General features: G+C 45.0%; 23 protein-coding genes. 20 read left to right on the top strand and 3 right to left on the bottom strand.

All coding sequences use genetic code 11. From position 1 onward, the window contains the following. Positions 1 to 5: 5 nt before the first annotated feature. The 3 genes from QF117_RS16410 to QF117_RS16400 are packed head-to-tail and all read left to right on the top strand — an operon-like array spanning position 6 to position 2,733. Positions 6 to 236, top strand: a complete 231-nt coding sequence (locus tag QF117_RS16410) for a FeoA family protein (protein WP_017035354.1) — start codon at positions 6 to 8, stop codon at positions 234 to 236. Then, a complete protein-coding gene (gene feoB / locus QF117_RS16405; RefSeq protein WP_282386863.1) occupies positions 233 to 2,506 on the top strand; it encodes a Fe(2+) transporter permease subunit FeoB in 2,274 nt (757 codons plus the stop codon). The genes QF117_RS16410 and feoB overlap by 4 nt, the downstream gene beginning before the upstream one ends. After that, on the top strand, positions 2,503 to 2,733 hold the full coding sequence (locus tag QF117_RS16400; RefSeq protein ID WP_282386861.1) for a FeoC-like transcriptional regulator: 231 nt from the start codon (positions 2,503 to 2,505) through the stop codon (positions 2,731 to 2,733). Before feoB ends, QF117_RS16400 begins: the two co-directional genes overlap by 4 nt. Before the next feature lie 139 nt (positions 2,734 to 2,872). On the opposite strand, the gene QF117_RS16395 is transcribed toward QF117_RS16400, so the two are convergent. Continuing rightward, positions 2,873 to 3,301, bottom strand: a complete 429-nt coding sequence (locus QF117_RS16395) for an HIT domain-containing protein (protein ID WP_282386860.1) — start codon at positions 3,299 to 3,301, stop codon at positions 2,873 to 2,875. A gap of 106 nt (positions 3,302 to 3,407) precedes the next feature. Then, on the bottom strand, positions 3,408 to 5,141 hold the full coding sequence (gene argS / locus QF117_RS16390) for an arginine--tRNA ligase (RefSeq protein WP_282386858.1): 1,734 nt from the start codon (positions 5,139 to 5,141) through the stop codon (positions 3,408 to 3,410). A gap of 234 nt (positions 5,142 to 5,375) precedes the next feature. On the opposite strand from argS, the gene QF117_RS16385 reads away from it, so the two are divergent. Next, complete coding sequence (locus QF117_RS16385) at positions 5,376 to 5,972, top strand: VOC family protein (protein ID WP_282386857.1); 597 nt, start codon at positions 5,376 to 5,378, stop codon at positions 5,970 to 5,972. On the opposite strand, the gene QF117_RS16380 is transcribed toward QF117_RS16385, so the two are convergent. Continuing rightward, positions 5,969 to 8,746, bottom strand: a complete 2,778-nt coding sequence (locus tag QF117_RS16380) for an insulinase family protein (RefSeq protein ID WP_282386855.1) — start codon at positions 8,744 to 8,746, stop codon at positions 5,969 to 5,971. The two genes, QF117_RS16385 and QF117_RS16380, sit on opposite strands and share 4 nt — an antisense overlap. 279 nt (positions 8,747 to 9,025) lie before the next feature. On the opposite strand from QF117_RS16380, the gene sixA reads away from it, so the two are divergent. The 16 genes from sixA to QF117_RS16300 all read left to right on the top strand — a co-directional run bounded on the left by sixA (position 9,026) and on the right by QF117_RS16300 (position 24,646). Further along, positions 9,026 to 9,490, top strand: coding sequence for a phosphohistidine phosphatase SixA (gene sixA / locus QF117_RS16375; protein ID WP_282386854.1), 465 nt, complete (start codon positions 9,026 to 9,028; stop codon positions 9,488 to 9,490). A gap of 177 nt (positions 9,491 to 9,667) precedes the next feature. After that, positions 9,668 to 11,761 carry a flagellar biosynthesis protein FlhA gene (gene flhA / locus QF117_RS16370; protein WP_282386851.1) on the top strand — a complete coding sequence of 698 codons (2,094 nt, stop codon included), beginning with the start codon at positions 9,668 to 9,670 and terminating at the stop codon, positions 11,759 to 11,761. A 38-nt stretch (positions 11,762 to 11,799) separates the two neighbouring features. Continuing rightward, positions 11,800 to 13,326 carry a flagellar biosynthesis protein FlhF gene (flhF, locus tag QF117_RS16365; RefSeq protein ID WP_282386848.1) on the top strand — a complete coding sequence of 509 codons (1,527 nt, stop codon included), beginning with the start codon at positions 11,800 to 11,802 and terminating at the stop codon, positions 13,324 to 13,326. Between the two features lie 13 nt (positions 13,327 to 13,339). Next, on the top strand, positions 13,340 to 14,227 hold the full coding sequence (locus tag QF117_RS16360; protein ID WP_017038067.1) for a MinD/ParA family protein: 888 nt from the start codon (positions 13,340 to 13,342) through the stop codon (positions 14,225 to 14,227). Then, positions 14,220 to 14,951 (top strand): RNA polymerase sigma factor FliA, encoded by a 732-nt coding sequence (locus QF117_RS16355; RefSeq protein WP_017036164.1) that lies wholly within the window; start codon positions 14,220 to 14,222, stop codon positions 14,949 to 14,951. The genes QF117_RS16360 and QF117_RS16355 overlap by 8 nt, the downstream gene beginning before the upstream one ends. Positions 14,952 to 14,996: 45 nt before the next feature. Then, positions 14,997 to 15,365, top strand: a complete 369-nt coding sequence (gene cheY / locus QF117_RS16350; protein ID WP_017036163.1) for a chemotaxis response regulator CheY — start codon at positions 14,997 to 14,999, stop codon at positions 15,363 to 15,365. Positions 15,366 to 15,411: 46 nt separating this feature from the next. Next, a complete protein-coding gene (locus QF117_RS16345) occupies positions 15,412 to 16,137 on the top strand; it encodes a protein phosphatase CheZ (RefSeq protein ID WP_017036162.1) in 726 nt (241 codons plus the stop codon). 9 nt (positions 16,138 to 16,146) lie between these two features. Beyond that, the gene (locus QF117_RS16340; protein ID WP_282386842.1) at positions 16,147 to 18,360 is read left to right on the top strand and encodes a chemotaxis protein CheA; all 2,214 of its coding nucleotides are present in this window, start codon (positions 16,147 to 16,149) and stop codon (positions 18,358 to 18,360) included. 27 nt (positions 18,361 to 18,387) lie between these two features. Next, on the top strand, positions 18,388 to 19,500 hold the full coding sequence (locus QF117_RS16335; RefSeq protein ID WP_282386840.1) for a chemotaxis response regulator protein-glutamate methylesterase: 1,113 nt from the start codon (positions 18,388 to 18,390) through the stop codon (positions 19,498 to 19,500). 9 nt (positions 19,501 to 19,509) lie between these two features. Beyond that, positions 19,510 to 20,286, top strand: a complete 777-nt coding sequence (locus tag QF117_RS16330; RefSeq protein WP_017035202.1) for a ParA family protein — start codon at positions 19,510 to 19,512, stop codon at positions 20,284 to 20,286. After that, the gene (locus QF117_RS16325; RefSeq protein ID WP_282386838.1) at positions 20,279 to 21,322 is read left to right on the top strand and encodes a chemotaxis protein CheW; all 1,044 of its coding nucleotides are present in this window, start codon (positions 20,279 to 20,281) and stop codon (positions 21,320 to 21,322) included. Before QF117_RS16330 ends, QF117_RS16325 begins: the two co-directional genes overlap by 8 nt. Before the next feature lie 37 nt (positions 21,323 to 21,359). Then, a complete protein-coding gene (locus tag QF117_RS16320) occupies positions 21,360 to 21,854 on the top strand; it encodes a chemotaxis protein CheW (protein WP_017035204.1) in 495 nt (164 codons plus the stop codon). Beyond that, positions 21,854 to 22,351, top strand: coding sequence for a DUF2802 domain-containing protein (locus QF117_RS16315; RefSeq protein WP_282386837.1), 498 nt, complete (start codon positions 21,854 to 21,856; stop codon positions 22,349 to 22,351). The genes QF117_RS16320 and QF117_RS16315 overlap by 1 nt, the downstream gene beginning before the upstream one ends. Before the next feature lie 181 nt (positions 22,352 to 22,532). Beyond that, the gene (gene ccmA / locus QF117_RS16310) at positions 22,533 to 23,153 is read left to right on the top strand and encodes a cytochrome c biogenesis heme-transporting ATPase CcmA (RefSeq protein ID WP_282386836.1); all 621 of its coding nucleotides are present in this window, start codon (positions 22,533 to 22,535) and stop codon (positions 23,151 to 23,153) included. A gap of 2 nt (positions 23,154 to 23,155) precedes the next feature. Beyond that, complete coding sequence (gene ccmB / locus QF117_RS16305) at positions 23,156 to 23,824, top strand: heme exporter protein CcmB (RefSeq protein ID WP_282386835.1); 669 nt, start codon at positions 23,156 to 23,158, stop codon at positions 23,822 to 23,824. Positions 23,825 to 23,893: 69 nt separating this feature from the next. Next, the gene (locus QF117_RS16300) at positions 23,894 to 24,646 is read left to right on the top strand and encodes a heme ABC transporter permease (RefSeq protein ID WP_282389505.1); all 753 of its coding nucleotides are present in this window, start codon (positions 23,894 to 23,896) and stop codon (positions 24,644 to 24,646) included. The last annotated feature ends 2 nt before the right edge of the window (positions 24,647 to 24,648 follow it).

Here is a 24,648-nt window from a genome sequence, read left to right as displayed (position 1 = left end):
TGAATATGAAGTTATCTGAATTAAAACAAGGTGAGAGCGCAGTCATAAAATCCTTTGACTCAATGCCTCTAGACACTCGAAAAAAACTCATGGTGATGGGGGTGCTTCCCAAAACGCCAGTAACACTGATCCGAAGGGCCCCGCTAGGTGATCCGCTACAGGTGGATGTAAGAGGTGTTTCTTTAGCACTCAGACATAACATTGCTGCTCAAATTACAGTGGAGATCAGCGAATGAGTTACCAGATATTGACGGTGGGAAACCCAAACAGTGGTAAAACCACGTTATTTAATGCACTCACCGGTGCCAAGCAACAAGTGGGCAATTGGGTTGGCGTCACGGTAGAAAAAAAGACAGGCTCGTTTTCTCATGCAGGTGAAGATTTCGATTTGACTGATTTACCGGGAATCTATGCATTAGACAGTGGTAACGATGCGAACAGCATTGATGAATCCATTGCGTCAAGAGCGGTGTTGACTCACCCTGCTGACCTTATTGTCAATGTCGTTGATGCGACATGCCTAGAACGTTCTCTTTATATGACGCTTCAATTAAGAGAATTAGGACGACCAATGATTGTTGTTCTTAATAAAATAGATGCGCTAAAAAGAGAAAGACAGCACATTGATGCCCAAAAATTAGAGAAAGTGATTGGGTGTCCAGTTATCGAGCTATCGGCCACCGATAGATCAAAAGTCAGTGCCTTTAAAAAGAGCCTACATAAGCGGATTGTTCAAGGTATCCCACCTCGTGAGTTAGACCTTAGCTATAGCAGTGATTTTGAGCATTGCATTAAACAAATCGAACCGATCTTCGCGGATACAACGGTGACCCGCCGGGCATTGGCCATTCGAGCATTAGAAAATGATCGCTTGGTACTCAATACACTGAGTAGTGAGGAGCGAAACACGGTCACTCAACTACAAACAAGCTGCAATATAGATATCGACTTGTTGGTCGCCGATACAAAGTACACTTACTTGCATGAACTATGTAAAAAGGTTCGCAAAACAGAAGGTAAACTGAGTCGCAGCTTTACCGAGAAAGCAGACCAATTCATTTTGAATAAATGGATCGGTATCCCTTTCTTCTTTGTCATCATGTATTTCATGTTTATGTTCTCCATCAACATCGGTAGTGCGTTCATCGACTTTTTTGATATTAGTGTTGGTGCAATACTGGTTGATGGTGGGCATTACTTATTAGATGAGCACTTACCTGTTTGGTTAGTCACCATACTCGCTGATGGTATCGGTGGCGGTATTCAAACCGTTGCGACCTTTATACCCGTTATCGCTGCGCTTTACCTATTCTTAGCGATACTAGAGAGCTCGGGTTACATGGCTCGTGCGGCATTTGTACTTGATAAAGTGATGCAAAAGATTGGCTTGCCAGGCAAAGCGTTTGTGCCACTGGTACTTGGTTTCGGTTGTAACGTACCTTCTATTATGGCAACTCGCACTCTTGACCAAGAGCGTGAACGTAAACTGGCTGCATCAATGGCGCCATTTATGTCTTGTGGTGCACGTTTACCGGTATATGCGCTGTTCGCTGCAGCGTTCTTCCCTGGCGCAGGTCAAAATGTTGTGTTCGCTCTGTACATCATGGGTATCGTTGCTTCTGTGTTTACGGGTCTGTTCCTTAAGAACACTCTCTATCCAGGTAGCAGCGATAGCTTAGTAATGGAAATGCCAGATTACGAATTGCCGACAGTGCAAAACGTAATGCTAAAAACTTGGCAGAAGCTGAAGCGTTTCGTACTGGGTGCAGGTAAAACGATAGTGATGGTTGTGGCTATTCTTAGCTTTCTAAACTCATTGGGTATGGATGGCACTTTCGGTAACGAGGACAGCGAGAACTCCGTGCTATCTAAAGCGGCTCAAGTTGTCACTCCTGTGTTCCAACCGATCGGTATTACGGAAGAAAACTGGCCTGCAACTGTGGGTATTATTACGGGTATATTCGCTAAAGAAGCCGTCGTAGGTACATTAAACAGTCTATACACCACGCCATCTGATGAAGACGCGGCTGAATTTGACTTAGCAGCAACCCTGCAAGAAGCGGTAATGACTATCCCTGAAAACTTATCTGGTTTGAGCTACTCAGATCCATTAGGTATTGAAGTGGGTGATTTGTCTGACGCAAGCTCTGTGGCGGCGGATCAAGAGGTTGACACCTCTATCTTTGGTAACTTGAAAGACAAATTTGTATCAGGTCATGCTGCGTTTGCTTACCTAATCCTAATCTTGCTGTACACACCGTGTGTCGCTGCAATGGGTGCATACGTTCGTGAGTTTGGTCAGATGTTTGCTCGCTTTATCGCAGTTTGGACGATGGCCCTTGGGTACTTTGGTGCGACCTTCTACTACCAAGCGGCAAACTTTGCTGCTCACCCGGTTAGCAGCTCCGTTTGGATGGTGGCTATCGCTGGTGGTTTTGTCGTGACGTATCGCGTATTTAAGAACGTTGGAACTAAGCAGAAAGTGCTAGAGGTGCAGGTCGTATGATTTTAACTGAACTTCATCAATACATTGATAGCCAGGGCGTTGCTGCGCGTAAAGAGCTGGCTTCAAAATTTGGTATGAGTGAAGATGGCGTCGATGCAATGCTCAATGTGTGGGTCAAAAAAGGGAAAGTATCTCGTTTGGTCGACACCAACAAACATGGCCATACAACCCGTGTTCGCTACACCATCAGCAAACAAGATGGCTTATCGCTTAACGTGATGATGTAGTTCGATCTTTTATGCGATAGTTATCATCTGCATAAGTACGGTAACTAAAAAAGCCGCTTTCCAACCTTAGGTGAGCGGCTTTTTGTCATCTGTATTCTATGATCTGCGTCTTTTTCAAACGAAAATCGACCCGTTCGTTTTACGCTTTCTTAAAGATAGAGCTGAGTGATAACACGTTTTGAATACGAGTATGAATAGCAGCTTGTTGTTCTTCAGTACGCTGTTCACCTTTGGTGTTTCCCCATACAGGACCAGGCCAAGCGATATCATCCTTGAAACGTGCAATATGATGGATGTGCAGTTGTGGCACCATATTGCCCAGCGCACCTAGGTTCAATTTGTCTGGTTGGAACGTTGCCTCTAGTGCTTGGCTGACCGCTTGAGACTCAAGTAAGAATTGCTGTTGTTCTTTCATTGGTAAATGATGCAGCTCTTTTAGGTTGGCGCGTTTCGGCACGAGGATAACCCAAGGCACAGCATTGTCTTTGCTCAGAAGTGCAAGGCTCAGTGGAAACTCACCAATCACTGTGGTGTCTTTTGCAAGCTGCGGGTGGAGTTCAAAGCTCATTATCGTCTTCACATTGATTTTGTTTGAATCAGTATACGTTAGATAAAACAAAAGGTTGATGTCCTCACATCAACCTTTGTACTTAATCATTGTAATTCAATGGTAATTACATGCGTTCTAGAGTGTCGATACCTAGAAGCGATAGACCTTGCTTGATTGTCTTAGCAGTTAGAGCAGCAAGCTTCAGGCGGCTTTGCTTAACGGTTTCATCTTCAGCCACAAGGATAGGGCATGCTTCATAGAAGCTAGAGAATTGACCCGCTAGTTCGAACAGGTAGCTACACATGATGTGCGGCTGACCTTCGCGAGCAACAGACTGTACCGCTTCTTCAAATTGTAGAAGTTTCGCGATAAGTGCTTTCTCTTTCTCTTCAGTGATTTTGATTTCACCTTCAAGAGAGTCCATAGAAACGCCAGCTTTAGCAAACACCGAAGCAACACGAGTGTAAGCGTATTGCATGTACGGTGCAGTGTTACCTTCAAACGCAAGCATGTTGTCCCAATCGAACACGTAGTCTGTAGTGCGGTGCTTAGAAAGGTCTGCGTACTTAACCGCAGCCATTGCTACTGTGTTTGCGATCGCTTTCTTCTCGTCTTCTGCCAGCGTTGGATTCTTAGATTCAATGAGTTTCGCGGCACGAACTTCGGCTTCATCAAGAAGATCAGCAAGACGAACAGTACCGCCTGCACGAGTCTTGAATGGCTTACCATCTTTACCTAGCATCATGCCGAACGCGTGGTGCTCAAGAGACACAGATTCTGGAATGTAACCTGCTTTACGAACGATAGTCCAGGCTTGCATTAGGTGTTGGTGTTGACGCGAGTCGATGAAGTAAAGTACACGATCAGCACCTAATGTTTCATAACGGTATTTCGCACACGCAATATCGGTGGTTGTGTAAAGGAAACCGCCATCACGCTTCTGGATGATAACGCCCATTGGATCGCCATCTTTGTTCTTGTATTCGTCTAGGAAGACCACTTGTGCGCCATCGTCTTCTTTAGCAAGGCCTTGCTCTTTCAGATCAGCAACGATAGTTGGAAGCATGCTGTTGTACATGCTCTCACCCATGACGTCATCGCGAGTAAGAGATACGTTTAGACGGTCGTAGTTACGTTGGTTTTGAATCATAGTAACGTCAACCAGCTTCTTCCACATCTGTGCGCAGAACTCGTCGCCGCTTTGCAGTTTCACTACGTAGCCACGTGCTTTAACGGCGAACTCTTCGTCTTCGTCGTAAAGCTTTTTCGATTCACGGTAGAAGCCTTCAAGGTCAGCCAGTTCCATGGAAACTTCACCAGACTCAGCCTGAACGCGCTCAAGGTTTGCGATAAGCATACCAAATTGAGTACCCCAGTCACCGATGTGGTTAGCACGGATAACGTTGTGGCCTAGAAATTCGAGAGTACGAACAACCGCATCACCGATGATGGTTGAACGTAGGTGACCCACGTGCATTTCTTTCGCAACGTTTGGCGCAGAGTAATCCGCAACAATGGTTTGCGTTTCTGCGACGGCTACACCCAGGCGAGAGTCCGCCAATGCTGCGTCTGCTTGTTTTGCTAGGAAAGCTTCATCCAGGAAAATGTTAAGGAAACCTGGGCCTGCGATTTCAACTTTAGAAGCGATACCGTCTAGGTTTAGAACGTCCAATACTTTTTGAGCAAATTCTCGTGGGTTAGTGCCTAGTCGCTTAGCAACGCCCATCACGCCGTTTGCTTGATAGTCACCAAATTGTGGTTTTGCAGATTGGCGAACAGCAGCAGGAGAGCCTGCAGGTGCGCCAGCGGCTTCTAGAGCCTGAGATACTTTGTCATTAATAAGTGCTTGGATATTCACACGGGTTTCCTTCAATTCATTGGAATTGCAAAATTAGGCATCTAAGTTCTGGCCATCGGTTCGGACAGTCAGTTCGGTCATTGAGCTTAAACGCGTAACTTCTATTGTTCTGTAATTGGCGCTCATAATAGCAACTTTATAGGCAATCATATAGAGAGTTATCGGGGAATTTGTCCACTTTTAATCGGCTTATTGATAGTATTATGGCGAAATCAATGTTTTGGAACTCCTACAATGACCTCATGCCTTACCGAAGCGAACTTAGCGCCTATTCAAATGAAAGCGAAACTTGCAGAGTTTATGCAGAAAATCACCCAATTGGGTTCTATTTTGCGACTGGATCTGGCTCAATATCAAGCGGATCACATTGCCATGCGAATCAATGACCCAGAGCTAGCAAGATCAGCGCATGCTGAATGGCAAAAAGAAGGCAAGGTGCTATCGCAAGCCTCGATCAATGGTAGGCCGATCATTGTTATCGAGTTTCATGTGCCGTTGAGAGCATTAGATTGGCCCATTGAATGTTTGGAGTTACCTTATCCTGCCGAGGGTAAAGTATATCCAGAGCAAACGTGGGAGCATGTCGAATTCGTTGTGGCGAGTGATGCTCTCAGTGCCGACGCCTATCTAGCGGATCTAAAACACCAATTCCCTGAATTTGGGGCAATTTATCATCAACTTGAAGACAGTGGAATCAGCATCAAACTATCAAGCCCTAAAGGTGAAGGGGAAAGGCTGAATAACCCGACGGTTGCGTTTAAATGGAAAGGGGTGTGTATCAAACTCCACCCCCACTCTTTGAAAAAGATTGTTGAGTCCGAACAGGCTTAACCCAAATTACAATCTCTTGGTCTTAGTTGAAACTCACTGATAGACCCAATTTCTTGTCCAAGATCCAGAGCGTCCTCTTCATGGTGCGCATTCCCTTGGGTGTGCATAATGAGGCGGTTAGCCGTTCGGGGCTTTAGTTCATTAACAACGAAACGGATCATATCACTTCGTGTTAACTCCTTAAGTTCTTGCAGCACGGTTTCTCTTTGGTTGAAGTTGCTGTCTTTGTTGCCGATGGATACCCAGAGCCGTTGTGCTCGTCCGCGCAGGGTTGAGTCGGGTGTTGATATTTGATTCCAAAGGCCTCGTTTACTGCTGTGCCATTGGTATTCATTGAGTTCAAGCAGCACCATGTAAAAAGCATTGAGGAATTCGTCAATTGAACTGATCAAATCGATGGGAGCGGCATTGGGTGATTGCACATACAGAACAATACCCGGATGGCGATTAAGCGGCATGTTTCCAGTGCCTACCATGTAGCCAAGTTGTTGCTTTGTACGGATCTCATGAAAGAATGTGGCAGACATCAGGTGGTTAGCCAGTGAATACAGAGCAATACTCTTGGCATGGGTGTTTTCACATTGGTAATAAACAACGACAGCAGAATCATCTTGATTGCACGTGACCTCTTTTTGAAAGGTGCCATTTTTCCCAAGCATGATGAGTGGCCTCAATGACTCTTCATAAGATTGATTACTGACACGTAATGCATTTTTCAATGTCTCCGCTAATTCGAGAGCCGCAGGCCTGGTCCAATCGCCATAGACAAACATTTCGACATGCAATTCGCTCAAAATATCGTTAACAAATTTTGCCAGTTCATCGACCTCGATGGTTTCAATGGCTTTAATGAGCGCGGAATAAGGCGGGTTGTTAGGTTGTAAAATGCCCGTAATAGCGTTGAAAAGTTGGGAAATTGGCCTATCTTGTGATGCATTACGCCAATTTCGCAACAGCTGTTGTTTGATTGATTCAAAGCGATCTGGCTTAAATTGTCTGTCGGCAAACTGGGAAAGAATCATGCCCAGTAAGTCCGCCTGCTTTTGGCTAAAGCCAGAGATGGACAAGGTGACACCGCCTTGATGAGAGTAAAGGTTGTAACTCAAACCGGCTATCTCAGCCTGATAGGTCTCTTTCATCAAGGTATCTAAAAACATTTCTACGCAGAGACGCGTTTTCACTATGTTTCGTGTTGATGACACCGAGTGAGGGCTATCGATAGCAACATAAATGACCCCTTTAGGGACTCTAAATTGGCTGTCTTGCAGATGCCATAACGTAAAGCCTTCTTGCTGCTCAATGACCTCTGGAATATCACTTTCTACTTCGACGGGGTGCGGGTCCAAATCGTAGCAAATAAAGGTATTTTTGGGAGGTAATGTCAAAGTGCAATGCTGCAAGGGAGAACGATAAAGTGTGTACTGCTCTTGGCTGATAGAACTGACCGAGTAGGGGGTGTGGTACCACTTTGCAATTTTGTCGTATTCTCCCCCTTTGGCTACAACGGTGATACGCGCATTCTCGGCAGTGAACTTCGCCAGAAACGAACGGATCAAAGGCTCATCGTAGTGACTCATCATGTAGTCACCGTAGATGACATCTTGCTCGATGTAATGCTGCATGTTGATAACCAGGTGACTGGCTAGATCGAGTGGTGTCGTCGGCTCTTGAAAACGAAACGCTGACTCTAAAACCGCTTGTTTCTCTTTATATCGCCACTCTGCAAAGCCATCCTTTTCAATCATACGAATTAAATGGAAAATAGATTGCACAATAAGATCGGTACTGTTTAGCCCATCTGGTGTTAATGTACAGCTGATCGTGAATTCTCGATAATTATTACCGCTCACTCCTCCGCCTGCCGACAGTGAGGTGATTAAGCCTTGTTCTTTGAGTGACAACATCAAGCTGCCTTCGCCTTCATACCCGAGCAAGTGGGCTAAGTAAGATAATGGCTTAGATTGATAATACTGATCAATACTGTCGAGAGGGAAGGCGATGGTCAGTTTTCTAAGCTCTTTTACCGGCTCAACTTGCACCCAGATGCCCGTGCTGTTGTCACCGACATAAGGTATAGATATGTGTTTTCCTTGCAGGTGATTGTTGGTGACCGCAGAAAACTTATCACGGGCCAGTGATTCGAGGTCTTCGAGAGATTGGCTTCCCACCATCGTTAGCGTCATAAGGTCTGCGGAATAATGGTCCTGATAAAAGGCAATAATTTCATCCCGAATCGAGCCACTTTCTTGATCACTAAGCGTGTCAATATTACCGACTGAAAACTTAGAAAATGGGTGTAGGGGATTCACCGTTTCTTTGTGCACCTGGTAAAGCCGTCGAGCGTCATCTTGCAGCTTTAGTTTATATTCAGAATCAACCGCTTCGCGCTCTTTGTCGAGGGCATCTTGATTAAAAAGAGGGTGAGTAAAGAATTGACTGAACCTATCCAGTGATTGTTCGAACGCTTTTGTCGCGACATCGAAAAAAAAGCAGGTATGCTCAGTCCCCGTCCATGCGTTGTTGCTTCCACCGTGTTGATTGATATAGCTTTGAAACTCACCAATCTTAGGATATTTCGCTGTGCCCAAAAAGAGCATGTGCTCGAGAAAATGCGCCAAGCCTTCGCGATTGTCAGGGTCATCAAAGTGCCCAACCTGAACCGCTAACGCAGCCGCTGACTTCTGAGCATTGCGATCGTGGACAAGCAGAGTTCTTAACCCATTAGACAATGTAATGTAGCGATAAGTGTTGGTATCATTTGGGCTTAAATGCACGATGAAACTCCGTTTCGAGGAACGTAAAGATTAAAATGGTAATAAATTGCATTAAGTATGAGCCTTGAAATCGCCTGCTGCAAACTTAGAGCAGTGAGAAGTCGCGATAAACGTTACTTAAGTCTCGGATTTCAATAGATTGTTAAAAAAGGCAGAGTGTTTGGCAATGCACTTGATATAATTATCCATATTTCACGGGCAATAATAGAGCAGCAACAGACTGCCATTGAAGTGTCAACGGTTAGCCCAAATAGCCCCAAAAATTGTAGGAAGCTTAAAATGAAAGTTTTTATTATGCGCCACGGAGAAGCGGAGCACTTTGCTGCATCGGATGCTGAAAGAGCACTCACCGCTGGTGGGCGCTCTGCATCAATCAATGTTGCGAAAGCGTGCAGTCAGAAGGGCTTTTCTCAATTCGACAAGGTGTTAGTTAGCCCATACTTAAGAGCACAGGAAACATGGCAGGCCATAAGCTCAGAGTTTTCGAGTCCAAATGTTGAAACCTGTGATGATATAACCCCTTATGGTCAGTCTGATCAGGTCTTTGACTATGTCAATGCGCTTATCGGGGTTGAGAATGTTGAGTCGATTTTATTGGTTTCTCACTTACCACTGGTGAGCTACTTGACCGCTGAATTTGCAACCGACTTAGCACCTCCTATGTTCCCGACCTCTGGGCTTGCTTGCATTGAGTTTGATGAATCGAAACAAAACGGAAAATTGCTCTGGAATATCCATCGTTAAACGTATCTAGGGTGATGAGCAAATGGCCTGCAACGCTCGTTTTTGCGTGTTCTGGGCCTCTCATGACAATAAAAAAGTTAAGTCATAATTTTGACGTGTTCAATGGACTAAATCTTGCATCACTACTGAACTTATTAAAATCAAGCCAGTTTTTCAATTTGGGCTACTAGCGATTCTATGAAATTTACTCTTCCGTTTGCGGATAAACTCCCAGCAATCCCTCAGCGTAGCCTACCAGCGATAGGCGCACCAATAATGGTGTTAGCAACGTTGGGCATGATCGTATTGCCGATTCCGGCGTTTATTCTCGATTTATCATTTACGTTTAATATCGCCTTATCGATGGTGGTTTTACTCGTTACCGTTTACACCCGTAGACCATTAGATTTTGCTGCCTTTCCTACCGTCCTCCTTATCGCGACATTGCTGCGCCTAGCACTCAATGTCGCGTCAACCCGTGTCGTTTTATTGTATGGTCATGAAGGGCCTGGCTCGGCGGGTAAAGTGATCGAAGCGTTTGGTAACGTTGTGATTGGTGGAAACTACGCAGTTGGTTTGGTTGTTTTCTTAATCTTGATGATCATCAACTTTATGGTTGTCACAAAAGGTGCAGGGCGTATATCGGAAGTAAGCGCCCGCTTTACACTTGATGCATTGCCAGGTAAACAAATGGCAATTGATGCTGACTTAAATGCAGGGTTGATTGACCAAGACCAAGCTCGATTACGCCGTTTTGAAGTGACTAAAGAAGCCGATTTCTATGGCTCAATGGATGGTGCTTCAAAGTTTGTGAAAGGGGACGCCATCGCCGGTATCTTGATCCTTTTCATCAATATCATCGGTGGATTGTCGATAGGTATGGTGCAGTATGATCTGAGTTTCTCCCAAGCAATAGAAATATACACGCTATTGACTATTGGTGATGGCCTGGTAGCACAGATACCGTCGTTGTTGCTGTCTATTGGTGCGGCTATGATGGTAACACGTCAAAACACAGACGAAGACATGGGCCAACAGCTCGTCTTCCAAATGTTTGATAACCCCAAGGCGCTGACCATAACCGCGTGCATTTTAGCTGTCATGGGTGTAGTACCAGGAATGCCGCATTTTGCATTTTTATTACTGGCTGCCATTGCAGGGGGAAGTGCTTACTTCATCACACGTAAACAGAACAAAACCAAAGAAGACGCTAAACTGCCAGCAACGACAGAAAAAGAAACCTCGGCGCCCAAAGAGCTGTCATGGGATGATGTTCAACCTGTTGATATTATTGGCTTAGAAGTTGGGTATCGATTGATTCCATTAGTAGACCGTGATCAAGGGGGCGAGCTTCTTGAACGTGTCAAGGGGGTACGTAAAAAGCTATCTCAAGATTTTGGTTTTCTGATACCAGCGGTCCATATACGCGATAACCTGGAGTTAACCCCAAACAGTTACCGAATTACCCTTATGGGTGTGGCGGTCGGAGAAGCCGAAATAAGGCCAGATCAAGAGCTTGCGATTAACCCTGGGCAAGTTTACGGGATGATTGAAGGAGAACACACCATTGACCCCGCTTTTGGTTTAGAAGCCGTGTGGATTCGCGAAGAGCAGCGTGAACATGCTCAGGCGCTAGGTTATACGGTTGTGGATTCATCCACAGTACTGGCTACGCATTTGAGTCAGCTGTTAACCAATAATGCTTCACAACTGATTGGCCATGAAGAAGTTCAGAATCTCATGGAAATGTTGTCAAGAAGTGCTCCGAAACTGGTTGAAAACTTCGTCCCCGATCAATTGCAGCTAGGTACCGTTGTAAAGGTTTTACAAAACTTACTCAATGAAGCTATTCCTATTCGCGACATTAGGACCATCGTTCAAACTTTGTCCGAGTATTCAAGTAAGAGTCAAGAACCTGACATTTTGACTGCAGCGGTCAGAATTTCGTTAAAACGATTAATTGTGCAAGAAATCAATGGTATAGAGCCTGAGTTGCCGGTGATAACTTTAATTCCCGAGCTGGAACAAATATTGCATCAGACAATGCAAGCCTCAGGGGGAGAGTCAGCAGGGATAGAGCCTGGATTAGCAGAAAGACTACAAAGCTCTTTAAGCCAAGCGACTCAAGAACAAGAATTGAAAGGTGAACCCGCGGTATTATTGACGTCTGGTGTTCTACGCTCAACCCTAGCGAAGTTTGTTAAGAACACCATCCCTTCATTGAGGGTGCTGTCTTATCAAGAAATTCCAGATGAGAAACAAATACGAATTGTGCAAGCGGTCGGAAATTAACGTCATGCGCAACCCCAATTCAGATATGGACATAGACTTTGAAGATTAAACGATTTTTTGCCAAAGATATGCGTTCTGCACTGCTTCAAGTTAAAGAAGAACTTGGTGCGGAAGCGGTGATCATGTCCAACAAAAAAGTCGCCGGTGGTGTGGAAATTGTGGCCGCGGTAGATGGTGACCAAGCCAGTAATAACTCGACCAAAAACTACAATTCTCGCCCTCGCAATGATTACACACAAGCTGCGACCGCGAAGCCTCAGCCTACCCCTCGTGAGCTTGAACAAGATAAGGTGAGCTTACAAGCAGGCGCAGATTCTGGAAAGTCAATGACAAAACGCTTTGCCAATATGTTAAAGCAATACAGTAATGGCGAACCAGAGCCAGAGCACCGGTCTGAAAATGAAGATTCGTTAACTGCATTGTTAAAGCGCCAAAGAAGCGCACAAGCTGCCGATCGTCGTTCTAACAATGCAAGTAATACAAACACATCAAAGAATGATAACCATCCCAACGGGATGCTGTCTAACCCCGAATCGCCACTCGCAAAATTGATCGCGCAAGACAGACGTTCGGAACGAAACACACCTAAGCTTGATCCCACTCGTTATGACAGACCTCGCCGAGATGACCAAAAAGTCGATAACGAAGAATTGGAAGGGATGCGCGAAGAAATGACGTCCATCCGACGCCTTTTAGAGCACCAAGTTTCTGGGTTGATGTGGCAAGAAGTGGAGCGACGTGAGCCCCTGCGTGCTATGTTGATTAAACGACTCGAGAGAATGGGCGTGTCACTAGAGCTTGCGGATCAATTGGCTTGTTACATTCCCGAAGATACCGTTCCACCGAAGGCTTGGAAAGCATTGCTCGGTTTGGTTGCGGATCAGATTCCCGTTGCAAAAACCGATATCCTAAAACGTGGGGGCATTGTTGCGCTTCTCGGTCCAACTGGCGTTGGCAAAACAACAACGATTGCCAAATTGGCCGCCCGTGCTGCAATGGAATACGGTTCAGATAATGTCGCGCTAGTGACAACAGATACCTACCGAATTGGTGCTCATGAGCAATTATCGATCTACGGTCGAATTATGGGATGCCCAGTAAGAGTTGCTAAAGATTCCAATGAGTTAGCCGATGTTATATATCAGCTAAGAAATCGCCGTCTGATTTTGGTCGATACTGCTGGTATGGGGCAGCGAGATGTCAGGCTTTCTGAGCAGCTAGATACCCTTATGCAAGAAAGTGGCGAAGTAATACACAGCTATCTTGTATTACCAGCTACCGCTCAGCGAAAAGTATTACAAGAAACCATTGAGCACTTTAGAAGAATACCGCTCTCTGGTTGCATCATGACTAAGCTGGATGAATCACTCAGCTTAGGTGAATTTTTAAGTGTTATCGTTCAAAACGCGTTACCAGTTGCTTACATCGCAAATGGTCAGCGAGTACCGGAAGATATCGTACTGGCTCAGCCAAAATACATGGTAGCGAAAGCGAACGAATTACTTGAAAAGTCGACAGACAATGAACCTCACTACTGGAATAGTGACTCCGGAGAGGGGCTCTAGGCGGCGCAACTATATGACAGATAAAATGATTCACGATCAAGCAAGTGGCCTACGCAGACTCACGCAACCGTCATTGACGAAAGTCATTACTGTGACGGGCGGTAAGGGTGGCGTTGGCAAATCAAACGTAACGTTGGGGCTAGCCATCTGCATGGCGCGTCAAGGTAAAAAAGTGACCGTGCTCGATGCGGACTTAGGTTTAGCAAACGTCGACATTATGCTCGGAATACGGCCTAAAAAGAATTTAGGTCATGTATTAGCGGGCGAGTGTGAGCTAAGAGATACGATTGTTGAAGGTCCTCATGGTATTAAAATAATCCCTGCGACCTCTGGCACACAAAGCATGACGGAGCTATCTCACGCACAACATGTCGGATTAATTCGTGCATTTGGTAGCTTAGAAGAAGAAATGGACATATTGTTAATAGATACCGCTGCGGGTATTTCAGATATGGTTGTCAGTTTTTCTCGTGCTGCTCAAGATGTGGTTGTCGTGGTTTGTGATGAACCAACCTCAATCACCGATGCATACGCGCTGATTAAGCTTTTAAGTACAGAGCATCAAGTTCAACGCTTCAAGATTGTTGCAAATATGGTCAGGAGCTACCGAGAAGGCCGAGAATTATTCGCAAAGTTGACCTTGGTCACAGAGAGGTTCTTGAATGTCAGCATTGAACTCGTAGCATGTATCCCATTAGATGATAAAGTACGTCAAGCGGTTAAAAGACAAAAGATAGTTGTAGATGCGTACCCACGCTCTCCAGCCGCGTTGGCCATCAGTTCATTAGCGAATAAAGCGTTGACATGGCCAATCCCCAAAACCCCTAGTGGGCATTTGGAGTTTTTCGTAGAACGTTTACTAAATCGGACCGATATATTAGGGGAATCATTGAGTGAATAAAGCGCTGACTTACGATCAATACGCGAATCAAAATAGCCAAAAATTATTTTTGGAGAAGTATTCTGTATTGGTCAAACGCATAGCGCACCACCTCATAGGACGTCTTCCTCCTAGCGTCCAAGTTGATGATTTGATTCAAGCTGGGATGATCGGTCTACTCGAAGCTCAAAAAAATTATGACGGTACAAAAGGCGCAAGCTTTGAGACCTATGCAGGCATTCGAATTCGAGGTTCAATGCTCGATGATATCCGACGGGGTGACTGGGTTCCGCGTTCGGTTCACAAGCACAACCGAGAAATTGGATTAGCCATCTCAGCGCTAGAAAGTGAACTAAATAGAGACCCAACCGACACAGAAGTTGCAAATCACCTAGATATGTCGTTAAAACAGTACCACACTGCATTAACAGACATAAATTGTTCTCGTCTGGTTGGTATTGAAGATTTGGGTATTTCAGACGATGCCATTTCTCCAGTAGAAGAAGATAAAAATACGCCATTTAGCGGTGTTGCCGATGAGTTTTTTAGAAAAGCACTCATTGAATCAATAAAATCGTTACCAGAGCGTGAAGCCTTAGTACTTTCGCTCTATTATGATGAAGAGTTAAACTTAAAAGAAATTGGTGAAGTCATTGGTGTAAGCGAATCTCGTGTTAGCCAAATACTAAGCCAATCAATGCAGCGTCTACGTACAAAGTTAAGTGCTTGGACGGAACATGAATAACAATCACTGATATCAAACTCAGTGGAGGCAATTTTGAATAAAAATATGAAGATCCTTATTGTTGATGACTTTTCAACAATGCGTCGTATCGTTAAAAACCTATTACGTGACTTGGGGTTTAATAACACCCAAGAAGCTGATGATGGTCTTACAGCGTTGCCAATGTTAAAAAAGGGCGAATTTGAGTTTGTGGTAACAGACTGGAATATGCCTGGCATGCAAGGAATCGACTTACTCAAGAATATCCGAGCTGATGATGAACTTAAGCATTTGCCTGTGTTAATGATCACTGCGGAAGCAAAGCGAGAGCAGATTATTGAAGCCGCTCAAGCTGGTGTGAATGGATATATTGTTAAACCATTTACTGCAGCTACGCTTAAAGAAAAGCTAGACAAGATTTTTGAGCGTTTATAAGCCAAAAGTTGTAGACATTGATTAAGCGCAATAAGGCAAAATCAGGATGATTTCACTAGAACAGGCAAAACAACTTGTCGAGTTACTTGAAGGTGAGCAACAGCAAGAAGCTAATTTGCTGGTAAAAACTATCTATGAAGGTGGTGAGAATGCCATGCTCCAAGAGATAGGCACACTGACTCGAGATCTCCACGATTCACTCCAGCACTTCAATTTAGATGAGCGGATGAGTGAAATCGCGAAAGACGAGATTCCGGATGCTCGCGATAGACTCAAATACGTTATAGAGAAGACGGAAGTTGCGGCCAATAAAACAATGGATGCGGTCGATCGCTGTATGCCAATTGCTGATAATCTCCATGAAGGTCTAGTGCAAGTCAGACCGCAGTGGAATGAGTTAATGAGTGGCCGGATAGAGTTAGCTCATTTTAAAACGCTGTGTCACCGTATTGATGGATTACTCACTGAAGTTGAAGGTGACAGCACCGAGCTGAAAGGTCAGCTAACTGAAATATTGATGGCTCAAGATTTTCAAGATCTTACTGGGCAAATCATTAGCCGAGTCATCACTTTAGTTAACGAAGTCGAAGACCGCTTAGTTGAGATTCTTACGGTATTTGGTACCAATCAAAAACAAACACAAGAATCGGATGATAACAACAATAAAGCATCGATCAGTCCAGAAGGGCCAATATTGAATCCTCATGAACGAACGGATGCAGTTTCATCTCAAGATGAAGTCGACGACTTGCTCTCAAGTCTTGGGTTTTAGGGGTAACGTATGAGCTATGATTTAGACGAAGATATTCTACAGGACTTTTTAGTTGAGGCGGGTGAAATACTCGAATTGCTCTCAGAGCAACTTGTCGAGCTAGAAAATAACCCTAGCGATAAAGAATTACTCAACGCCATTTTCCGAGGCTTTCACACCGTTAAAGGTGGTGCAGGCTTCCTCGCCTTAACTGAGCTTGTTGATACATGTCATGGCGCAGAAAATGTCTTTGATATTTTGCGTAATGGACAGCGTTCAGTGACTTCTAGCCTTATGGACACCATGCTACGAGCTCTAGACACAGTCAATGAGCAGTTTAGAGCGGTTCAAGACTCGACACCTCTTCCAGCGGCAGAGCAAGGGTTGCTGGATGAGCTTCACAGATTGTGTAAACCAGAGTCTGAAGATGAACTTGTTGAGGAAGTGGTTCATGTCGAAGAAGCGCCACAGCCGGTCGTGGAAACGGTACCAGAGCCCGTCGCCTCAGCGCCAGAAGCTGTGACGTCATCAAACTCTGTCGATGACATCACTCAGGATGAATTTGAAAAGCTGCTTGATGAGTTACACGGTAAAGGCACAGCCCCTAACTCTGTTGAATCATCGGCCCCTACTGCTCCTACGGCACCGACTCCAAGTTCAGAAGCCAGCGGTGATATTACCGACGATGAGTTCGAGAAATTGTTAGACGAGCTCCATGGCTCAGGTAAAAGTCCTCAAGCTTCATCGTCAGTGTCTGCACCTGAACCACCCGCTTCTAGCGCACCAGCACCTCAGTCATCAGCACCTCAGTCACCGGCGGCTCAAGGTGGTGATGATTTGATGTCTGATGAAGAGTTTGAGAAACTTCTTGATGATTTGCATGGCGCAGGTAATGGTCCGGCTCCAGACGAGTTAGCGGCTGCCGTTAAGCCAGTAGAGCCAGTAGACTCGGCTCCAAAACCAACCCCTGCACCAGCTGCTGTAGCACCTAAGGCTCCGCCTCCTCCTCCACCGGCGCCTAAACAGGAAGCAAAACCGCCAGCGGCTCAGGCTAAAAAGCCTCAAGCGGAAGCCACTGTCCGAGTCGACACATCTACGCTTGATACCATTATGAATATGGTTGGTGAGTTAGTCTTGGTAAGAAATCGTCTTTTAAGCCTAGGGCTGAATAGTGATGATGAAGAAATGGAAAAAGCGGTCTCTAACCTAGATGTCGTTACCGCTGATCTGCAAGGCGCGGTGATGAAGACTCGAATGCAGCCAATCAAGAAAGTATTTGGCCGCTTCCCTCGAGTCGTCCGTGACCTCGCTCGTAGCTTGAATAAAGACATCACGCTTGAAATGCGTGGTGAAGAAACCGATTTAGATAAAAACCTTGTTGAAGCGTTAGCTGATCCACTGATTCACTTGGTGAGAAACTCGGTCGATCACGGTATTGAAATGCCCGATGATCGTGCAGCAGCCGGCAAACCTCGAAACGGTAAAGTGATACTTTCAGCTTCTCAAGAAGGCGACCATATAGAATTGGCCATCGTTGATGATGGCGGTGGTATGGACCCTGATAAATTACGTTCTATTGCTGTCAATCGTGGCATGATGGATGAAGATGCCGCCTCTCGCCTGTCGGATAAAGAGTGTTTCAACTTAATCTTTATGCCAGGCTTTTCAAGCAAAGAAAAAATATCGGATATATCAGGACGTGGCGTGGGAATGGACGTGGTGAAAACCGCGATCAATACCCTTAATGGTTCGATAGATATTGATTCAGAGCTGACCAAAGGCACCAAAATAACCATCAAGGTACCGCTAACTCTGGCTATCTTGCCGACATTAATGGTGGGCGTTGCTGGTCATCCTTTTGCACTGCCTCTGGCCAGTGTTAATGAAATTTTCCATCTTGATTTAAGCCGAACCAATATTGTCGATGGACAGCTGACGATCATTGTTCGTGATAAGTCTATCCCGCTGTTTTACTTGCAGAACTGGTTATCGCCTCAAGACGGAATGGTTGAATTGAGAAAAGGCCATGGTCATGTCGTGATTGTTCAAATTGGCAGTCAACGAGTTGGCTTTGTGGTTGATGCTTTGATTGGTCAAGAAGAAGTGGTCATTAAACCCCTTGATAAACTATTACAAGGTACACCGGGTATGGCAGGTGCGACAATTACCAGTGATGGTCACATCGCACTCATTTTAGACGTACCAGACTTGTTGAAGCAGTACGCTGCCGCTTCAAGAATCTAGTCGCAGTCAGTAGATAAAAGGGAACCTATGGCGATTAAAGTACTCGTGGTTGATGACTCTAGCTTTTTTAGACGCAGAGTGAGCGAGATAATTAATGCGGAATCGCGATTAGAAGTGATGGATGTTGCCGTGAATGGCAAAGAGGCGGTAGAAAAAGCGAAAACTCTCAAGCCTGATGTCATCACCATGGACATTGAAATGCCGGTTATGGATGGCATTACTGCTGTTAAGCAAATAATGGCGGCCTGTCCAACACCGATTTTGATGTTTTCGTCATTGACTCACGATGGAGCAAAAGCCACGCTTGACGCTCTTGACGCGGGCGCTCTTGATTTTCTACCTAAGAAATTTGAAGACATTGCACGTAACCGCGATGATGCTGTGTCTTTGTTGCAACAGCGTGTTATTCAGATTGCCTCTAAGCGTGCGATGATGAGACGAGCGGCTCCTGCTGTTCGTCCATCAGCGAGCACATCCTCGTTGGCAACGAAGCCAGCAGTGGGTACGCGCCTCACACGCCCTGCGGCTCCAACGGTTGCAACTCGATTTAAAGCCAGTGGTAAAAAGTACCAGTTAACGGCGATTGGAACCTCAACAGGTGGCCCCGTTGCTTTGCAGAAGATCTTAACGAAACTCCCGCAAAATTATCCACATCCTATTTTGCTTATTCAGCATATGCCGGCCACGTTTACGTCTGCGTTTGCGAGTCGACTGAACTCACTGTGTAAGATTGAAGTCAAAGAAGCGCAAGATGGTGATGTATTGCGTCCGGGCGTCGCGTATTTGGCTCCGGGAGGCAAACAGATGATGGTTGACGGCCGACCGGGCTCGGCAAGGTTACGAGTAATCGATGGCGGAGAACGCATGAATTACAAACCTTGTGTTGATGTTACCTTCGGGTCTGCGGCTAAAATCTATACAGACAAAGTACTTTCAATGGTATTGACGGGTATGGGAGCGGATGGACGAGAAGGCGCTCGAATGCTGAAGACAGCAGGAGCCACTATTTGGGCACAAGATGAAGAAAGTTGCGTTGTTTATGGGATGCCACAGGCCGTAGCAAAAGCGGGACTTTCTACCGAAGATTTACCACTAGATCGCATTGCAGAGCGTATGCTCGTCGAAGTCGGTCTAGGGTAGGGGAACTGAATGATAGTTTGGAGCGTAGCAAACCAAAAAGGAGGCGTAGGGAAAACCACCACTACCGTCACCTTAGCGGGCTTACTAAGTAAGCAAGGACATAGAGTGCTATTGGTTGATACTGACCCGCATGGTTCTTTAACAACCTACCTTGGTTATGATTCCGACGATGTGCCGGCAAGCTTATTTGATCTGTTTCAACTGAAAGAATACACCACTCAAACGGTTACCCCTTTGATTTTGAAGTCAGATGTCGAGGGGATCGATATCATACCCGCTCATATGTCACTTGCGACGTTGGATCGAGTTATGGGTAACCGAAGTGGTATGGGCTTGATTTTGAAACGTGCACTTCTTGCATTGCGTGAACATTATGATTATGTCTTGATTGATTGCCCTCCTATTTTGGGTGTCATGATGGTTAATGCACTGGCAGCAAGTGATCGTATCCTTATTCCGGTTCAAACCGAGTTTTTGGCAATGAAAGGTTTAGAACGAATGGTCAGAACCTTGGACATTATGCAGAAATCACGGAATAAAGCGTTTAAAGTCACCATCGTTCCGACAATGTATGACAAACGAACTAATGCTTCATTACATACGCTCAACCAGTTGAAAAAAGACTACCCAGATCAGGTTTGGAATTCAGCGGTTCCGATTGATACTAAATTTCGTGATGCTAGCTTGCGGCATTTACCCGTTTCGCACTTCGCAGCGGGAAGCAGAGGCGTATTCGCATACAAGCAATTATTATTATTTCTCGAGAGGTTAAGCATTAATGAGTAATTCATCGATGATTTCTAGTGAGCAAGCTCTCGATGACTACTTTACTGCGATGTTGGACGGAGAGGACACGGAAACTCTTGAGCCAGCAATGTCGGAGGCGAAAACGGCGCTTCTTGAGTCTGAATTAGAACCAGAACTAGAGCCAGAGCCGCAACCTGAAGCTCAAACTGAAAAAAGATTCTATAAACTTCATGACGATGATATCGCTGTTCCGAATCTGGAAGACGTAGAGCGACTCTTACAGCAGTTAGAATCAAGTAATCCTGTGGCTGAGCTCGATTTAGACGAAATCCTTGAGCAAAATACGCGACAGATAGCCGCGGAAAAAGAAGCCAAAGCTGAGCGAGAGGTGCAAGACTGGACCGTGGTAGAAGAGCCCGTAGTCGACGATGTTTTAATCGATGAAACGGTGACCCTACAGGTAGAAGAAACGGCGCTTGTTGAGCCTGTCATCGAAGAGCCCATTATCGAAGAACCGGTTCATGAAATACAAGAAATTGTAGAACAACACGTTGATATTGAAACTGATATATCGGTTGAGCAAGCTAACGAAAGCCCGGTCAAGGTTTGGCAAAGCACGAAAAGAACTGAAGATTTTCAAGTCCTGTATTTTGATGTTAACGGTGTGATGTTTGCCGTACCACTTGATGAATTGGGTGGAATCCATAGATTGGGTACACTGAGTCACCTTATCGGACGCCCAGGGTGGTATCTAGGTTTGCAAACAAGCAAAGAAAATCAGCTCGATGTCGTTGATACGGCCGAGTGGGTGATGTCTGAAAAATTATCAGATGACAGCCATAAAGAGCATTATCAGTATATTGTGATGTTGGGTGAAAGTATGTGGGGACTTGCTAGTACCGAATTAAAAGGGACAGAGTCGCTCAATACAGACAAAGTCCGCTGGCGTGAAATGGCAGGAAAACGCCCTTGGCTTGCGGGAATGGTAAAAGAAAAAATGTGCGCTTTAATTCACGTTGAAGAATTGATAGCTATGCTTAATGCAGGGCTTGATGTAAAAGCACTCGATAAATAACGTATTTGTGTCGGAAACGACTTAGAGAGGAAAAGGTATGTCTCAATCTAATGAAGTCGAAGTAAGAAAAGATCAGTCTAACGACGAAGTGCTTCAGTGGGTGACGTTCCAGCTTGAAGAAGAAACTTATGGCATCAATGTTATGCAGGTGCGAGAAGTTTTACGCTATACGGAAATAGCGCCAGTCCCCGGTGCTCCAGATTACGTATTAGGCATCATTAATCTTCGTGGCAATGTAGTTACCGTTATTGATACCCGTTCACGTTTTGGGTTGATGGAAGGTGAAATCACCGACAACACTCGAATTATCGTTATCGAATCTGAGAGACAAGTGATTGGTATCTTGGTAGATAGTGTTGCGGAAGTGGTTTACTTACGTTCTTCTGAAATTGATACCACACCAAGTGTTGGTACCGATGAAAGTGCTAAATTCATCCAAGGTGTCAGCAACCGAGACGGTAAGCTTCTTATTTTGGTTGATCTTAACAAGCTTCTTTCAGATGAAGAATGGGATGACATGGCTCATCTATAATGGCACCTGATTTCTTGTTTGAGGCTCCCATTATAGCGGGAGCACTTAGCCTGGTTGTTTTAGTGATGGGCTTATTGGTCTATCGCTCTAAGTCGAATGCAAAAAAACAGCATGAGATTTATCATCGACAAATCCGAGGCTTGGATAAAGAACTGCAAAAATCCAGTAAACAGTTACTTGAAGTTCGTTCTGTAGTCGTTGGCCTAGGTCAAAAGCTCAGTGAACAGCAAGATATCATCAAGCACTTAGATGAAAGGGTTTCTGAACTTGAACATGCAGATAGTGATGGACGTCTTTACACCAGGGCGAGCAAAATGGTCCAACTTGGTGCTGGGTTGCATGAGCTCATTGAAGAGTGTGAGCTGCCAAAAGCGGAAGCTGAACTTATGATGTCGTTGCAAAATAAGTTAACGGGAAAAGAAAAAGTCCCCCCATTGGAAAGCACACCAGACAAGCAGCCTCAGCAGAGACCAAGAGCGGGTCATCATCGAAGATAACAAAAAAGGAAGCATTGCTTCCTTTTTTAGTACTTGTAACTAAAAAGTGGTAAATGAGACAAAAAGTGATTAAATATTAACAGTTCCTTACGTTGTTTCGTGACTCACGATGTGGATAGACTATTTCGTATAACGATGGCTGTGTTAATATAAGTTTCATGAATTTTCTTGATGACAACACATGCTAGAAGTAAAAAAGCTCACTGCCATTCGAGACGAAAGAGCCCTGTTTGAATCTTTGTCTTTTACCGTAAATGAAGGGGAATTGGTTCAAGTGGAAGGCCGTAATGGAACAGGTAAAACCACACTGTTACGCATTATTACTGGGCTTGGCGATAGAGACGAAGGCGAGATTTATTGGAATCAAGAAAATATTGAATCGAACCGTGAATCTTTCCATCAAGATTTGCTGTTTCTTGGTCATCAGACCGGGGTTAAGAGAGAGCTGACGGCTTATGAAAACCTTCATTTCTACCAATCCATTCACTCACCTGAATCTGACGATAAAAACTCTATTTTCAGCGCACTGACTAAAGTCGGCCTCGCGGGTAGAGAAGATGTACCCGTTGCACAATTGTCTGCTGGTCAACAACGTCGTGTCGCACTAGCCCGTCTTTGGCTGAGTAAGCAAAAATTATGGATTCTTGACGAGCCGTTGACTGCCATCGATAAACAAGGCGTTAAGGTTCTTGAAGCTCTTTTTCTACAACACGCAGAAAACGGTGGCATCGTTATGTTAACGACGCATCAAGACATGTTTACAGATAACCCCAAGTTAAGAAAAATCAAATTAGGTAGCTAACGATGATCGCCACTATGAATACCATTGTTCGTCGAGAGCTATTGATCGCTTTCCGACGACAGGCTGATATTTTCAATCCGCTGTGGTTTTTTATCATCGTCATTACTTTGTTTCCATTGAGTATTGGACCAGAGCCAAACCTACTGGCTCGAATAGCCGCAGGAATTGTATGGGTTGCGGCCTTGTTGTCTGCGTTGCTTTCGTTAGAGCGCCTTTTTCGTGATGACTTTCAAGACGGTGCTCTAGAGCAAATGATGCTTATGCCAATCCCACTGCCTGTCGTGGTGATTTCCAAGGTATTTGCTCACTGGGTGTTAACAGGGTTACCGCTGATTATTATTAGCCCTCTGTTATTGATTCTACTCTCTTTAGACTACGAGACGTGGAAAGCGGTGGTATTGACGCTCATCATAGGAACACCCGCTCTGAGTTTCATTGGCGCTATCGGCGTTGCACTTACGGTCGGTTTACAAAAAGGCGGTGTATTGCTCAGTTTGCTGATTTTACCCCTGTATATTCCGATTTTGATTTTTGCGACGTCGGCTATTGATGCGGCTTCATTAGGCGCCGCCTATAATGGTCAGTTGGCTATTTTGGGGGCCATGTTAGCGGGATCGATGACAATGACTCCATTTGCCATTAGTGTGGCACTTCGCGTTAGCGTTCATTAAAAAATTTACGAGTAAAAACTATAGAACGGACATTAAGTTCGTCTTAACGAAGTTAGAGTGAGAAAGACAATGTGGAAATGGCTTCATCCTTATGCAAGGCCTGAAACCTCTTATCAGTTGTGTGGTAAGTTGATGCCCTGGTTTGCGGTACTGGCGCTATTGTGTCTGTCTGTAGGTACCATTTGGGGTTTGGTGTTCGCACCGTCTGATTATCAACAAGGCAACAGTTTCAGAATTATCTATATCCACGTACCGTCGGCGATTTGGTCGATGGGTGCTTATATGTCGATGGCCACAGCGGCCTTTATTGGCCTTGTTTGGCAAGTGCGTTTGTCCAGTATGGCTGTTTCAGCGATGGCTCCTATTGGTGCAGTATTCACTTTTATCGCTCTGTTGACTGGCGCAGTGTGGGGCAAACCAATGTGGGGAACATGGTGGGTTTGGGATGCTCGGCTAACCTCTGAGTTGATTCTGCTATTTCTCTATCTCGGTGTTATTGCTCTTTATAATGCCTTTGACGATCAAAAAACAGCGGCGAAAGCGGCGGGTATTCTAGCCATAGTCGGCGTGGTGAATATTCCCATTATTCACTTTTCAGTCGAATGGTGGAATACGCTTCATCAGGGGGCAACTATTACGAAGTTTGATAGCCCTTCGATTTCAAATGACATGTTGTGGCCGCTGCTGCTCAATATCTTTGGTTTTGCTTTTTTCTTCGGCTGGGTCACTATGATTCGTTTTCGTAATGAAATCATCAGTCAAGAAAGCCATAGACCTTGGGTCATCAGCCTTGCTACGAAAAAATCTCAGGGGAGTGTTTAATT

It is taken from the genome of Vibrio sp. YMD68 (genome assembly GCF_029958905.1).
Classification (GTDB): domain Bacteria; phylum Pseudomonadota; class Gammaproteobacteria; order Enterobacterales; family Vibrionaceae; genus Vibrio.
Note: the sequence above shows the minus strand (reverse complement) of the source record. Positions and strands in the feature narration are given on the sequence as shown.